The following is a 15,010-nucleotide window of genomic DNA, read 5'->3' as shown; positions in this document are numbered from 1 at the left end:
GAACTGTTGGCTTTCGGTCCGGCCGTCCGTGCTCTGCTAGAATCCGCCCCATCAACAGCCTGAGACTCCCCCATGAGCGAGCCGATTCGTCTGACCCAATACAGCCACGGCGCCGGTTGCGGCTGCAAGATTTCCCCGCAGGTGCTGGAAGTGATTCTGGCCGGCAGCGGTGCCCAGAACCTTGATCCGAAACTGTGGGTCGGCAATGCCTCGCGCGATGACGCGGCGGTGTACGAGATCGATGCCGAGCGCGGTGTGGTCTCGACCACCGACTTTTTCATGCCAATCGTCGATGACCCGTTCGACTTCGGCCGCATTGCCGCGACCAACGCGATCAGCGATATCTATGCGATGGGCGGTGATCCGCTGATGGCCATCGCCATTCTCGGCTGGCCGGTCAATGTGCTGGCCCCGGAAGTGGCGCGCGAAGTGATTCGCGGTGGCCGCGCGGTATGCGACGCGGCGGGGATTCCACTGGCCGGCGGGCATTCGATCGATGCACCGGAGCCGATCTTCGGCCTCGCCGTCACCGGCCTGGTGGAAAAGCGCCACATGAAACGTAACGACACCGCGACCGCTGGTTGTCTGCTGTACCTGACCAAACCGCTGGGCATCGGCATCCTCACCACGGCCGAGAAGAAGGGCAAATTGCGCGCCGCCGATGTCGGCGTGGCCCGCGACTGGATGTGCACCCTGAACAAACCCGGCAGCCGCTTCGGCAAACTTGCTGGCGTCACGGCGATGACCGACGTCACCGGTTTCGGTCTGCTCGGGCATTTGGTGGAAATGGCCGATGGCAGCCAACTCACTGCACGCATCGCTTATGAGCGCGTGCCGCGTCTGGACAGCGTCGAGTATTACCTCGATCAGGGATGTGTGCCCGGCGGCACGCTGCGCAATTTCGACAGCTATGCGAGCAAGGTCGGCCGCGTGCAGGAGCTGCACAAACGCGTGCTCTGTGACCCGCAAACCAGCGGTGGCTTGCTGATCGCGGTGACGCCTGAAGGCAACGAAGAATTCCTCGCCGTCGCCGCTGAACTGGGCTTGAATCTGGCGCCAATCGGCGAACTGGTTGAGCGACAGACGAACGCAGTCGAGGTGATTTGATGCTCCGCGACTGCACTGACTACCGTGACATTTTCCTTAACGACCGGCCGCTGATGGATGCCCGCGCGCCGATCGAGTTTCACAAGGGCGCGTTCCCCGGCGTGATCAACCTGCCGCTGATGAACGACGTCGAGCGGCAGAAAATCGGTACCTGCTACAAACAGCACGGTCAGCAAGCTGCCATCGAATTGGGACATGAGTTGGTCTCGGGCACGGTGAAAGCCGAGCGCATCCAGGCCTGGGCCGATTTTGCCCGCGCCCATCCCGACGGTTATCTCTATTGTTTTCGCGGCGGCCTGCGCTCGCAGATCACCCAGCAATGGCTGCGCGACGAGGCCGGTATCGACTATCCACGGGTTGGTGGTGGTTACAAAGCGATGCGCAACTTCCTCATCGACACCCTCGAACAGGCCATTACCCAGTGTGATTTCGTCTTGCTCGGTGGCATGACCGGCACCGGCAAGACCGAAGTGCTGGTGCAATTGCGCAATGGCCTGGACCTGGAAGGGCACGCCAATCATCGCGGCTCAAGTTTCGGCAAACGGGCGACCGGTCAGCCGTCGAACATCGATTTTGAAAACCGCCTGGCCATCGACATTCTCAAGAAGCGCGACGCGGGTATCGCGCAGTTTGTGCTTGAGGACGAGAGCCGGGTGGTGGGCAGTTGCGCCTTGCCGCTACCGCTGTATCAGGGCATGCAGCAGTACCCGATGGTCTGGCTGGAAGACGGTTTTGACGATCGCGTCGAACGAATCCTGCGTGATTACGTGGTGGATCTGTCGGCGGAATTTGTTGCCGTGCACGGTGAGGAAGGCTTCACCTTGTTCTCCGAGCGCCTGCTGGAAAGTCTGAACAACGTGCAAAAGCGGCTGGGTGGCGAACGCCATCGACGGATGCTGCTGTTGATGGAAGATGCGCTGGCGGAGCAGGGGCGCAGCGGCGCGGTGGACTTGCATCGCGGCTGGATCGAAGGGTTGCTGCGTGAGTATTACGACCCGATGTATGTGTTTCAGCGCGAGAAGAAGGGCGGTCGCATCGAGTTTGCCGGGGAGCGTGGGGCGGTGCTTGAGTATCTGCGTGAGCGGGTGAATCAGAAGGTTTGAGGTTGTGGCGGCTGGCCTCTTCGCGAGCAGGCTCGCTCCCACATTGGATCTGCGTGAAATACAAATCCCCTGTGGGAGCGAGCCTGCTCGCGAAAGGGCCGGGCCAGGCCACACAAAACTCAGGTCGGACAGGTGTCCTTGCCGTTATCCAGCCCCTGCTTGTAGCTGTGGCTCTGCAAACTGGCCTTGCCGTTGTGCCAGGTCAGCGTCAGCACGTACAGCGAGTCAAAATCGTTGCCCGCCCAGTCCTCGGTGATGCTCTGTTTCTCGCCGAGCGCTTTGCCCGCCACCTTGTTGATCAGCTCCGGCAGGTAGCCGTGGGACCAGGCGGTGTAGATCGTCGAGTTGTGATACTTGTCTTCCAGCAGCTCGCGGGCCAGATCGCTGGTGTCGTTGGCCGAAAATTCGATGTTCACCGGCAGGCCGAGCTTGATCGCGGCAGGGCTGATGGTCATCAGCGGGCGAATGTAGCTGTAGGAGTTGTCCAGTTCGCCTTCCTCGACATTGCGCGTCGGGTTGGCGGCAAACACGTAATCGGCCTTGCCGAATTTTTCCGGCAGCAGGGTCGACAGGTCGATGGCGCGGTTCAGGCCCTGACAGTTGAGCTGGCCAAGACCGCCCTCGGGTTTCTCTGCGTGGCGCAGGAACACCAAGGTCTGGGTGCCGTCCACCGGTTGCGCGCGGCTCTCGCTGGATTCGAGCGACAGGAACAGCGCACTGACAGCCAGCAGGGAAGGCAGGGCCACATACGCACGATGTTTGAAGCGTTTGGCGAAACGCATAAGGTTCGTCATGAAATAAAAGGTTCTTCAGCAAATTCAGTTAAGGCTGACAAACCTTTACACCGCGGGCTCCCAGCACCGGGTGTTTTCCCTGTCGTGAACAGCTTCCTCTGCGAGAAAGGCATAGCTCAGAGTCCCCTGAGGCCGATTTGGTTCGATCCATGCGAGTGCGCGGCACTTTAGCGGCAAACTTCAACGGCTTGGGCACAGGTTAGCGACAGGATGTTACGGTTCGACGCGGCAGCGAACTTTCGATCTTGATTCCCCCGCAATACATAAAACCTCAACGTATGTGCAATACATATGTACCGCACGCAGCGGATCGCGATCGGTTGCAATGGCGCCTGTGCGATAGACGACCATCGCGACGTTTGCCCGGTTTTTTCGTTGGGCAACTCTCTCAAAAAAAAGGATTTTTATGGGCATTGCGCGCAAACCCGCCAACCACTCATCGTCCGGCTCGGGGCCGACCGTCGCAAACTCAACGGGTAAAAGAGCCAGCGGTGTGCTCGGCGACGACAGCCCGGCGAACAAAAATTTTCGTTTCGGTGACGATCAACTTCAGGAGTCGGCTACCCATCAGCCAGAGACTCCACCCGCCACTGTCAAGGTTTCTCCAATAGCGCCCTCCGAGGCCATGCCTGTTCGTTCAGCTGTCGAATCACTTGAGCACTATCGTCTGAAATCGCCGGCCACTTTGCCGGCGGCCGATGCTCAGGGCCTGAGGCTGATCAAGGGGCGTCAATACGTCGATATTGCTCCCGGCGAAATCGTTCAGGTGCGGCAAAGCGCAACAAGCGAAGAGTATCGAGCAACCCTTGTGTCCGAATTGGTGGCTTCGGGGCCGCCGCTGTACTTCGATGCGCAAAGCAGAATGTGGAAACTTGAAAGGACCCGGTCGGCTGCTGACGAAGGCAATGTCATTGACATCGATATCGATGAACTCATTCGTGATGCAAAAAATGACAGGATCGATAAACAACGAGTCCATGTTGGCAGCGGTGACGCGTTCGAGCTTGGCACAGCCTTCGGCACCACCCTGTTCGCACGTGGTTTGAAGGAGTTCACAGCAGAACAGGCAAAGCTCATTCGCTCGGAACTGCGCCAGGTAGAAGATATTTTTTATGACGCCGGCCAAGCCATAGCGTTGAAACTGCAGAAAACCGATCAGGTTTTCGAAAGCTTCTTCGGCAGCGATCACCGAGCGGTCACCGCGCAATTCGCTGATTCAGTCTCGCGAGGCCTGGGACTCTCCAGGGAGTATCAAGGTGTTTGGGGGGAGACCAAGTTTCTCGGCGTCAATTCCAACGACAATGCTGCAGCGTGGATGTACAAAAGAGATTTTCACGGCCGCCTGTTCCTCAATCGAAAGTTCATGCAGCCCGGGCTTTTGTGTATGTCGCTGGGCCATGAAATGTTGCACACCAACCGAATCGACCGGTTCAAGTCCATAGGACCCAACGCGGGGGATTTTTTCTATGTAAAAAACCATCTGCGCGATTTGCTGCGCTCGGTTTCGACTGACACCTACGAGGTCCCGGAGCGTGTTGTGTCGCAAGTGATCATGCGCGGTGGGTTGACGGTCGAATACATGAAGGCCTTCGGCGACGATCACGATAGCTTCCTGTTCTATATCAGTGATTATCTGGGGCTTGGCGACGATCTGGATCTTCATTCGGCCGTCGAGCTGTTCAATGTCAATCCGCAAATGCGCGCGCAGATGGCGGTGAACAATGCTGACAGTCTTGTTTTTGCTGCGAAAAGCCTGCAGGCGTTACATCGAAGTGCAACAGGGCATGAGCGGCCCGCCATTGCGGGCGATGATTGATGTGAGCTGAGTGCAAGCCGAAAGATCGCAGCCGTCGACCGCTCTACCTTATGATCAGCCTTTAATTTGTGACTGGATGCTTCCCATGACCGATCTGTCCGCGTTCCCGATCACCCAGAAATGGCCGGCGCAGTACCCAGACTGGATTCAGCTCTATTCCTTGCCGACGCCCAACGGCGTCAAAGTCTCGATCATGCTCGAAGAAATCGGCCTGCCGTACGAGCCGCACAAGGTCGCTTTCGATACCCAGGATCAGTTGTCCGCCGAGTTTCTCTCGCTGAACCCGAACAACAAGATCCCGGCGATCCTCGACCCGCACGGCCCCGGCGACCAGCCACTGCCGCTGTTCGAGTCGGGGGCGATCCTGATTTATCTGGCCGACAAAAGCGGCCAGTTGCTGGCCCAGGAAGGCGCGCTGCGCTACGAAACGATTCAGTGGCTGATGTTCCAGATGGGCGGCATCGGCCCGATGTTCGGCCAGCTCGGTTTCTTCAACAAATTCGCCGGCAAGGACTACGAAGACAAGCGTCCGCGTGATCGTTATGTCGACGAAAGCAAACGACTGCTCAAAGTGCTCGATGGCCGGCTTGAGGGGCGTGACTGGATCATGGGCGAGCGCTACACCATTGCCGATATCGCCACGTTTCCATGGGTGCGTAATTTGATCGGCTTTTACGAGGCGGGTGATCTGGTCGGCATTCAGAACTTCCCGAATGTCACCCGCGTGCTTGAGCGTTTTCTCGCGCGCCCAGCGGTCATTCGCGGCCTGACCATTCCCTCCTGACACCACACATCCCCCTGTAGGAGCTGCCGAAGGCTGCGATCTTTTGATGTTGATTTTTAAAAGCAAGATCAAAAGATCGCAGCCTTCGGCAGCTCCTACAGGAGATTTGGGTACTCTCTGGGATTATTACACCCCCGGTAACGCACTCTTGATTGATCCAGGTTTGTACCCCACCCCCCGCAAGGCATAAGCTTCGCCCCCTACGACTTTCGTCTCATCTGCCGTTTTCAGGAAAGGCCCCATGTCCAGTCAGTTCCCCGAAGCACGTCCCCGCCGTCTGCGCCGCAATGCGAGCCTGCGCAGCTTGTTCCAGGAAACCGAGTTCAGTCTGAATGATCTGGTGCTGCCGATTTTCGTCGAAGAAGAAATCGACGACTTCGTGCCGATCAACAGCATGCCCGGGGTGATGCGCATTCCCGAGCGCAAACTGGCCAGCGAAATCGAGCGCTATGCCCGCGCTGGCATCAAGTCGGTAATGACCTTCGGCGTGTCGCATCATCTGGACAGCAACGGCAGCGACACCTGGCGCGAAGAAGGTCTGGTCTCGCGCATGTCGCGCATTGCCAAAGATGCCGTGCCGGAGATGATCGTGATGTCCGACACCTGCTTCTGCGAATACACCGATCACGGCCACTGCGGCGTGATGCACAACCATGAAGTCGACAACGACCAGACCCTGATCAACCTCGGCAAGCAAGCCGTGGCGGCGGCCCGCGCCGGTGCTGATGTGATCGCGCCATCGGCAGCGATGGACGGCCAGGTGCGGGCGATTCGCCAGGCCCTGGATGCGGCCGGATTTACTCAAATTCCGATCATGGCCTATTCGACCAAATTTGCCTCGGCGCTTTACGGCCCGTTCCGCGAAGCCGGCGGCAGCGCGCTGAAGGGCGACCGCAAAAGCTATCAGATGAACCCGATGAACCGCCGCGAAGCCCTGCGCGAATCGCTGCTCGACGAGCAGGAAGGCGCCGATGCGCTGATGGTCAAACCGGCCGGTGCGTACCTCGACATCATCCGCGATATCCGTGAAGCCTCGAACCTGCCGCTGGCGGCGTATCAGGTCAGCGGCGAGTACGCGATGATCAAGTTCGGCGCACAGGCCGGGGCGATCGATGAGGATCGCGTGGTACGTGAAAGCCTGGGTGCGATCAAGCGTGCGGGTGCGGATTTGATCTTCACTTACTTTGCGATGGATTTGGCATTGGCGGGGATCTAAGCAACACCGCAAATCCAAATTGTAGGAGTGAGCCTGCTCGCGATAGCGTCTTGTCAGTCAACATTAATGGCGACTGATACACCGCTATCGCGAGCAGGCTCACTCCTACAGGGATTTTGGTGGGTCAGGGGCAGTTGAAGTAGGTCCGGATGCCGTGATCGCGGAAGTAGCGTTCAATCACCTTCGGATCCGCACTGTTCTCGGCAATCGCCACATACGTATCCGGGCGCAGCAGATAAAAACCGTTACGTCCCAACCCCGCCGTTTCAAACGCGGGACGCCAATCGAACACATGCAACGGTAAATGGTGCTCCTGGCACCAGGCGATCATTTCGTCGCTGGTGTCGCCGTAGGCATGCACCTGCCAGCACGGCTGTCTGAGCGGTTCGTAATTATCTCCCTCACCATCATGCGCCCACGGCAAGCGGTCACCACCGTGCACATGGCCGGCCGCGCCCTGGCTCAGGGGCATGCCGCGATAGTTGAGGGTGACTTGCGACACCGTGCGAAAAAGGAACTCGCGACTGGCCTCGAACGAGGCCATTTTCGGGATCAGAAACGGTGCCACGCGCATGCGCAGCAGATCGGCCATACGCCCTTCGGCGGTGACAAAACTGAAGACTTTGTCGGTGGTCGACACCAGCCGACGGGCGAAGGCAATGCGTTCGGTTTCGTAGCTGTCGAGCAGGTTCGGCTCGGCGCCGCCGCTGAGCACGGCGGCAAGTTTCCATGCCAGATTGATCGCGTCGCCGATGCCGGTGTTCATGCCCTGACCGCCCGCCGGGCTGTGCACATGCGCGGCATCGCCGAGCAGAAACGCGCGGCCACTGCGAAAGTGCTCAGCCACGCGGTGATGCACGCGGTAGGTCGAGAACCAGTGCACGTCTTCAATGTGCACCTTGAGATGGTCGATGGCGCGGCTGCTGACATCGGAAAATTCCAGGGTTTCGGCGCGATCCGCACGTTCATCACGCACGGTGCCGATCAACCGCGCACGGCCTTCGCCGGCCAGTGGGAACACGGCGAGGAAGTCCGCTTCATCCAGATCCAGGTGCAACTCGCCGTTCATCGCCGGGCCGCTGGCCTTGACGTCGGCCACGTAGAAAATCTGCTGATAAGTGCCGCCGGGAAAACCGCTGTCGAGGCTTTTGCGCACCACTGAGCGGGCACCGTCGCAGCCCGCCAGATAACAGGCCTGGCAGATTTCCTGTTCGCCGTCGGGCAGGCGCAAATGCGCGGTGAGGCCGTCGCCGGTTTCTTCGAAGCTTTCCAGCGTGGTGTCGCGTTCGACCGTGACGCCGTAATCTTCGAGCCGCTCGATCAGCAGCCGTTCGTGTTCATCCTGCGGGAAGATTTCGACGAACGCGTAGGGTGTCAGACCTTCGCCGATGCGGTTCAGCGGCAACTGTGCGACCGGTTTACCGTTGACCCAGAAATTCGCCGCCGCTACTCGATGACCGTTGCGTACCACGGTGTCGGCGAGGTCCAGTTGCCGGTACAACTCGAGGGTGCGCGCCTGCACCGCCAGCGCTCGCGAAGTGGTGCCGGGCGCGGAAGTTTTGTCGATGATGCGCACGCGCACGCCGAGTTTGCTCAGCCACAGGGCTAGCACCAGCCCGGTCGGGCCAGCGCCGATGATCAGGACGTCGCTGCGGTTCATGGGCCTGTCCTCCGTTTGCTGTGCAGCAAGTATGGATCAGGAGGAGAGGGTGGCCAGTTGATCGGCCAGACGGGGATGTTTTGATGGTGTTCGGCTGGGGTGCTGTTGTGTGACGTAAATAGTGGCCCCTCACCCCAGCCCTCTCCCGAGGGAGAGGGAGCAGATCGGGTGCCTTTCAAAACCTGAGTTCGACACGATGGTTCAGGTCGGCGTAACTCGAAAGAACACCACGGTCAGTCCCCTCTCCTTTAAACGACGAGGGGGAAAGGGAGCCGATTTGGGTGCCTTTCAAAACCTGAGTTCGACACGATGGTTCAGGTCGGCGTAACTCGAAAGAACACCGCAATCAGTCCCCTCTCCCTCCGGGAGAGGGCTAGGGTGAGGGGCTTTTGAGGGTGAGGGCTTTTCAGCGTTAGAAATCAATAGTGCCGGACAACTTGGCAACCCGCGGTTCACCCTGCGTCAGATAACCACCCTGAGCCGATTCCCAGTACTTCTTGTTCGCCAGATTCTCCACACCCAGACGCACGGTCACGTCCTTCTCCGACACCTTGAACGCATAACGCGCACCGGCATCGAAGCGGTTCCAGGTTGGCAGGCTGAGGTTGTTCGCCGCATCCGCGTATTGACCGCCGGTACGCAGCATCCGCGCATTCAGCGCGACACCTTGCAGGCCCGGTACATCCCAGTCAGCGCCGGCGTTGAACTGGAAGGTCGGCACGCCGATCGCACGGTTGCCGTCATTGGCGCCGTTGAGGGTGTTCTTCAGCTCGGTGTCCATCAGGGTCAGGCCGCTGATCAGGCGCAGGCCCTGGATCGGCTCGCCGAACACGTTCATTTCTACGCCTTTGTTGATCTGCTCGCCTTCACGTACGTAGGTGCAGGTGGTGGCGCTGTCGATTTCGCAGTAACCATCGCTCGGCTGTTCGATGCGATAAACACCCAGGCTCGCGCCGTAAGTGCCCATGTCGACTTTCACCCCGACTTCAGTCTGCTTGGAACGCGCGGGTGCATAGACTTCGTTGCCGTTGGTCACGCGGAAGCCGCCGGTGCTGGTCGGCGAGGTCGGGCCCTGGGCCAGGCCTTCGATGTGGTTGGCGTAGAACGACACATGTTCCCATGGCTTGAACACCACGCCGTACACCGGTGTGGTGATCGATTCGTCGTAGCTCGACTTGCGGTCGCCGCTGCCCCAGCTGGCGTAGTTGTAGCCTTGCACCACCAGTTGTTGACGGCGCAGACCGGCGGTGACCAGCAGGCGATCATCGAAGAAACCGAGGGTGTCGGAAAGCGCGATGCTGCGGTTGAAGGTTTTGCCGACGATGCCCGGATCATTCACATCGCCGCCGGCGAAATTGCCCACCGGCGACGGTGTCTGTACCGGGTGGTAGATGTTGTTGGCGTACTTGGTCAGGTCGAAATCATAGGCGCTGCGCTGTTCGGCCCAGATGCCGGTCAGGCCGAAGTTGAGCTTGTGGCTGACCGGACCGGTATCGAATTTACCGTTGAGGCCGGCCATGACGCTGGTGTTGTCTTCATCGTGCGGAATGAACGAGCCAGTGGTGAACGAAGCGCCGTTGTTGCCGACCAGGGTGGTCGAGTTGTAGCGCCCGACTTCGCGGGTGTGCTTGGCGCCACCGGCCGCGTACGCGGTCCAGTTGTCGTTCAGATCGTACTCGGCGCGGAGCATACCGAAGGTGTCTTCGATGTCGGTGTAGCCCCACTTCGGCGCGTAGTTGGTGTCGGCCGATGGCGCGTCGGGAATGTGCGTGGCGGTGCCGAGGTTGACCGAGTTGCGGCCACCGTTGACGCGTTCTTTCTGATAGGCGAAGTCGCCGGAGATGCGCAGGGCGTCACCGCGATAATCGAGGCCGATGGCGAACAGTTTCGAGCGCTGGTTCTCGTGATCGATACCGGTGTCACCTTCGCGCTGGGACAGGTTGATCCGTGCGCCGAAGCGGTTGTCTTCACCGAAGCGCTGGCCGATGTCGAAGTGCTGACCGATGCGGCCTTCGCTGTTGATGTCGGTGGTGTAACGACGCAGCGGCACATCGCCGGCGCGTTTCGGTTGCAGGTTGACGCCGCCACCGATGCCGGAACCGGTCGGGGTCACACCGTTGATAAAGGCGTTCGGGCCTTTGAACACTTCCACGCGCTCCAGCGCGTCGGTGGAAATGATCTGCCGTGGCAGCACGCCGTACAGACCGTTATAGGAAATGTCGTCGCCGTTCAGCGGCAAGCCGCGGATCATGAACACCTGCGACTGGTTGGAAAACCCCGAGGCCTGACGCACCGACGAATCGTTGAGCAACACGTCGGCGACGTCTTCGGCCTGTTGATCCTGAATCAGTTGCTCGGTATAGGAGGCGGCGCTGAATGGCACGTCCATCATGTCCTGATTACCCAGCACGCCGAGCTGGCCACCACGGGCGACCTGACCACCCGAGTAAACCGGGGGCAGGGCGTTAGGCGTCGGGGCCTGAGCATTGACGTTGACGTCGTCCAGCACCAGCGCCTTGTTATCGCCTTCGGCGGCGTGAGCGGTGACAGTCAGGGAGCACAGTAGGGCGAGAAGCGTCGGGCGAAACGGGACGGCGAGTCGAGCTGAAGCGGGCATGTAGGGACCTGGAGGCGCGCGGCCGGTTGGAAAAAGTAAGGGCGGCGCGGAACTCCTTGCGCAAATGCGACTCCAGGTGCAAATGATAGGTTTTCTCAGTAACGTTTTGCAATCAGTTTGTCATCACCCTCTCAAAACACACATCACCTGTAGGAGCTGCCGCAGGCTGCGATCTTTTGATCTTGTTTTTTAAAATCAAAAGATCGCAGCCTGCGGCAGCTCCTACACGGATTGTGTATGGTGGTTCGGGCTTAACGGACTGGATAAAGCTTCATGCACAACTTTCAATTACCGATCACGCTCGCCGCACTGCTGGTGCTCGCCGGTTGCGCAGGGCAGCGCAGTCAGGAACCGGTGCCACGCGCGCCTGCTGAAGTAAAAGCTGAGATCGTGCGGCTGATGCCGGCCAAGACCGCTGATCGCCAGGGCTGGGCCACCGATATCTATGCCGCGTTTGCCGCGCAGAACATCAGCCCGACCACGCAAAACCTGTGTTCGGTGCTGGCCGTTGCCGAACAGGAATCCACCTTTCAGGCCGATCCCACCGTGCCGGGCCTGGGCAAAATCGCCCGCGACGAAATCGACCGTCGCGCTGCCAAAGTGCACATTCCCAGCCTGTTGGTCAGCGGCGCATTGCAAGTGCGCTCAACCAACGGCAAGACCTACAGCGAACGCCTGAATGCGGCGCGCAGTGAAAAAGAACTCAGTGGTATTTTCGACGACTTCATCGGTCGGGTGCCGATGGGCCGCACGCTGTTCGGCGGCTTCAACCCGGTGCACACCGGCGGGCCGATGCAGGTCAGCATCGAATTTGCCGAACAGCACGCCAAGGATTACCCGTATCCGGTGGATGGCACGATCCGCCGTGAAGTGTTCAGTCGGCGTGGTGGCATGTATTTCGGTATCGCGCATTTGCTCGGCTATCCAGTGAGTTATCGCGAGCCGCTGTATCGTTTTGCTGATTTCAATGCCGGCTGGTACGCCAGTCGCAATGCCGCGTTTCAGAACGCCGTGAGCCGCGCGTCGGGCATTCCACTGGCGCTCGATGGCGACCTGATTCGCTACGACTCGATCATGCCCGGCGGCACGGAGCTGGCGGTGCGCACCCTCGGCAAGTCATTGGGCATGCGCAACCCGACCATTCGCGATCAACTGGAGAAGGGCAAAACCCTGGAGTTCGAAGAGACCAAACTCTATCAGCGGGTATTCGAATTGGCGGAGCAAGCGGAGGGGAAAAAGCTGCCGCGTGCGGTGTTGCCGGGGATCGTGCTGCAGAGCCCGAAGATCACCCGCAAACTCACGACCGCATGGTTTGCCAAACGCGTGGACGAGCGCTACAAGCGCTGCATGGCCAAGGCCGGATAAAACACCCATGCATAAAAAACCCGGCTAAGGGAGCCGGGTTTCTCTGGGGTGTTGCGCTTGCCGCCATTCATCAGGCAACGCGGCGTTCAATCAGACGATCCGAGCCACCTTCAGCAACGCGACGTTCAATCAGACGATCCGAGCCACCTTCAGCAACGCGACGTTCAATCAGACGATCCGAGCCACCTTCAGCAACGCGACGTTCAATCAGACGATCCGAACCACCTTCGGCAACGCGGCGTTCAATCAGACGATCCGAACCACCTTCGGCAACGCGGCGTTCGAGCAGACGATCCGAACCACCTTCGGCAACGCGGCGTTCGAGCAGACGATCCGCACCACCTTCAGCCAAACGGCTTTCGATCAATTTGTCCGAGCCGCCTTCGGCGATCATGGTGTGGGCCGGGGTAGCGGCGAAAGCGTTGATAGCGAAGACCGAGAAAGCGATGCCGAGAAGGGTTTGGCGTTTCATTAGGGTGTGCTCCGGGGTGTTGTTGGTTGGTATGGAGCAGATGTTACGCCCGGGATTTTTTATGAGAACTTCATTGCCGTGATGGTGAACATCGATGCCGATGATGTTTGCCAGGAGCCGCAGAGTAGAGCCTTACAGCACCTTCACAGCGCGCCCGATCGCCTGAATCGGCCCGGTTGGTTTGCCGATCGGCGAGCCATTGGCGCCCTCTAGCGTCAGTTCGAACAACTGGTTCGGTTGCAGCGGCGGCAGCTTGTCCAGCGGCACCGACAAGGCCTGACCCGGTTTGACCAAACCCAGCGACACCGGCCCTTGCCAGCCATCAGCCTTGGTCCAGAATTCCAGCGCCTTGTCCGCTGGCACTTCGACCACACCCAGCGGAATCAATTGAATCTCCCGCGAATTGCTCGCCTGGATCACCCAGCCCGGAGCCTTGTCCTGCGGGGCGACCAGCACCACCAGATAACTCGGTTTCGGCGTGGTCTGGGTCAACAGGATCGAACCCAGGATCAACGTCGCGGCCAATCCGGCAGCACTCAACCCGCGCCAGAGCGGCAGCAGATTCCACCATGAGGTCGATGGCGCTTTCGGCGTGAGTCGTTCGAGGCTGCGCTCAATGCGCGGCCACAACTGCGCCGACGGTTGGTGCGCAGGCGCAAGATCGGTCAACTCCAGCAGACGCCGCTCCCAGGCATCTACTGCTGCGCGTAATTCGGGGTCGTCGGGCAAGCGCCGTTGCACCTCGATGCGCTGCTCGGCAGGCAATGTGCCGAGCACATATTCGCCAGCCAGTTCATCACGTTCCTGCGCCGATTCGCTGGTCATCCCATGCACTCCCGCAATGCGTTGAGGCTGCGCTTGATCCACGCCTTGACGGTGCCCAGCGGCGTATCGAGGCGCGCGGCAATCTGCGCGTGACTGTAACCGTCGACGTAGGCGTGCAGGATACAGCGGCGGCGTTGCGGCTCCAGCTGTTCCAGACAACCGTGGATGCGCGCGGAATGCGCGGGAGCGTCGTACCCGTTGTCGTCCACAGCCACCTCGTGGACTTCGTCAAATGGCGTTTCCCGCCCGTGATCACGCAGCAGATTCAGCGCCAGATGCCGGGTCACGCTGAACATCCAGCCACGCGCCGAACCGCGCGCCGGGTCAAACCCCGCCGCGCCGTTCCAGATCTTGATAAACGCCTCATGAACGATGTCCTCCGCCAGTGCCGTATCGCGCACCAGCCGCTTGGCCACGCCGAGCAAGCGCGGGCCTTCCTGCACATACAAATCGCGCAGGGCCGCGCGCTCGCCACGGGCACAGGCAGCGAGGCGGGCTTCGTAATCGAATGTGGATTGGGCTAAAGACATGTCGTGCAATCTAGCTCACATTCCCCAAACATCCAGAACACATAATTCCCCTTGTAGGAGTGAGCCTGCTCGCGATGGCGTCGTGTCAGCCAACACTCACGTCACTGGGATACCGCTATCGCGAGCAGGCTCACTCCTACAGGGGATTTGTGGTGTTCCGGAGATCAGTTCGCCGCCCAGAAGATGTAATCGGCCTGATACTTCACCACTTCCTGCTTGCCCTTGTTTGCCGCCGTGCATTCACTGCCCGGTGCCACGCCGCCCTTGAGCGCGACACGCTGGATGTAACTCACGCCACTCATCGCGCCTTTGCCCTCGGCCGGGTTGGCCTTGACCAGTTGATAGGGCAGGTTGCCCGGAGTCGACGGCGCCACGGCCAGTTGCGTGCCGGTGACTTTCGAACCGTCCTTGGCCTGCCAAGTGGCCGGTGGGCCAAAGTAGGTGCCGACCTGCTTGCCGCTGCGATCATTGAGCACCGCTTTCGGGCCGACGAAGGTCCACTCGGTCTGCCCCGGCATATTGGCTTTGTCGCGGCATTCGTAAGTGATCTCGCCGACACCGGTGGTTTCCATCGCGATCTTGTGGCCGTCAGGGACTTTGATCGCGTCTGGATAGCTGCTTTGGGCGAAGGTCGTCGAGGACAGGACAAGCAAACCGGTGAGGCCAATCAGCTGGGTGATGTTCATCAGTGTTATCTCCGAAAAGGGTAAACCGCTGACAG

Annotated in this window: 13 protein-coding genes; 6 read left to right on the top strand and 7 right to left on the bottom strand. The window is 59.8% G+C overall.

What is annotated here, in order from left to right; translation table 11 throughout:
- The first annotated feature begins 72 nt into the window (after positions 1-72).
- On the top strand, positions 73-1,107 hold the full coding sequence (gene selD / locus U6037_RS19080; protein WP_322844145.1) for a selenide, water dikinase SelD: 1,035 nt from the start codon (positions 73-75) through the stop codon (positions 1,105-1,107).
- Positions 1,107-2,210: a tRNA 2-selenouridine(34) synthase MnmH gene (gene mnmH, locus U6037_RS19075; protein WP_322844144.1), complete on the top strand. Its 1,104-nt coding sequence runs from the start codon at positions 1,107-1,109 to the stop codon at positions 2,208-2,210. The genes selD and mnmH overlap by 1 nt, the downstream gene beginning before the upstream one ends.
- Positions 2,211-2,329: 119 nt before the next feature.
- On the opposite strand, the gene U6037_RS19070 is transcribed toward mnmH, so the two are convergent.
- Positions 2,330-3,004, bottom strand: coding sequence for a histidine phosphatase family protein (locus U6037_RS19070; protein WP_322844143.1), 675 nt, complete (start codon positions 3,002-3,004; stop codon positions 2,330-2,332).
- Positions 3,005-3,410: 406 nt separating this feature from the next.
- Between U6037_RS19070 and U6037_RS19065 the strand changes: the two genes are divergently transcribed.
- The 3 genes from U6037_RS19065 to hemB all read left to right on the top strand — a co-directional run bounded on the left by U6037_RS19065 (position 3,411) and on the right by hemB (position 6,820).
- Positions 3,411-4,820, top strand: a complete 1,410-nt coding sequence (locus U6037_RS19065) for a hypothetical protein (RefSeq protein ID WP_322844142.1) — start codon at positions 3,411-3,413, stop codon at positions 4,818-4,820.
- Between the two features lie 85 nt (positions 4,821-4,905).
- On the top strand, positions 4,906-5,604 hold the full coding sequence (locus tag U6037_RS19060) for a glutathione binding-like protein (protein ID WP_322844141.1): 699 nt from the start codon (positions 4,906-4,908) through the stop codon (positions 5,602-5,604).
- Between the two features lie 241 nt (positions 5,605-5,845).
- The gene (gene hemB / locus U6037_RS19055; RefSeq protein WP_016985320.1) at positions 5,846-6,820 is read left to right on the top strand and encodes a porphobilinogen synthase; all 975 of its coding nucleotides are present in this window, start codon (positions 5,846-5,848) and stop codon (positions 6,818-6,820) included.
- Positions 6,821-6,944: 124 nt separating this feature from the next.
- Here hemB and U6037_RS19050 read toward each other — a convergent pair whose 3' ends face one another.
- Together U6037_RS19050 and U6037_RS19045 are read right to left on the bottom strand one after the other, a co-directional pair.
- Positions 6,945-8,480, bottom strand: a complete 1,536-nt coding sequence (locus tag U6037_RS19050; RefSeq protein WP_322844140.1) for an FAD-dependent oxidoreductase — start codon at positions 8,478-8,480, stop codon at positions 6,945-6,947.
- 412 nt (positions 8,481-8,892) lie between these two features.
- On the bottom strand, positions 8,893-11,097 hold the full coding sequence (locus U6037_RS19045; RefSeq protein ID WP_322844139.1) for a TonB-dependent siderophore receptor: 2,205 nt from the start codon (positions 11,095-11,097) through the stop codon (positions 8,893-8,895).
- A gap of 273 nt (positions 11,098-11,370) precedes the next feature.
- Between U6037_RS19045 and U6037_RS19040 the strand changes: the two genes are divergently transcribed.
- Positions 11,371-12,462: a DUF1615 domain-containing protein gene (locus U6037_RS19040; RefSeq protein WP_099756727.1), complete on the top strand. Its 1,092-nt coding sequence runs from the start codon at positions 11,371-11,373 to the stop codon at positions 12,460-12,462.
- 70 nt (positions 12,463-12,532) lie between these two features.
- On the opposite strand, the gene U6037_RS19035 is transcribed toward U6037_RS19040, so the two are convergent.
- The 4 genes from U6037_RS19035 to U6037_RS19020 form a co-directional block, all read right to left on the bottom strand.
- Positions 12,533-12,934: a hypothetical protein gene (locus U6037_RS19035; RefSeq protein WP_322844138.1), complete on the bottom strand. Its 402-nt coding sequence runs from the start codon at positions 12,932-12,934 to the stop codon at positions 12,533-12,535.
- Between the two features lie 132 nt (positions 12,935-13,066).
- Complete coding sequence (locus U6037_RS19030; protein ID WP_322844137.1) at positions 13,067-13,759, bottom strand: anti-sigma factor domain-containing protein; 693 nt, start codon at positions 13,757-13,759, stop codon at positions 13,067-13,069.
- Positions 13,756-14,289, bottom strand: a complete 534-nt coding sequence (locus U6037_RS19025; protein WP_322844136.1) for a sigma-70 family RNA polymerase sigma factor — start codon at positions 14,287-14,289, stop codon at positions 13,756-13,758. Before U6037_RS19025 ends, U6037_RS19030 begins: the two co-directional genes overlap by 4 nt.
- Positions 14,290-14,453: 164 nt before the next feature.
- A complete protein-coding gene (locus tag U6037_RS19020; protein ID WP_322844135.1) occupies positions 14,454-14,975 on the bottom strand; it encodes a DUF3455 domain-containing protein in 522 nt (173 codons plus the stop codon).
- Positions 14,976-15,010 lie beyond the last annotated feature (35 nt).

It is taken from the genome of Pseudomonas sp. B33.4, assembly GCF_034555375.1.
Lineage (GTDB): Bacteria > Pseudomonadota > Gammaproteobacteria > Pseudomonadales > Pseudomonadaceae > Aquipseudomonas.
Note: the sequence above shows the minus strand (reverse complement) of the source record. Positions and strands in the feature narration are given on the sequence as shown.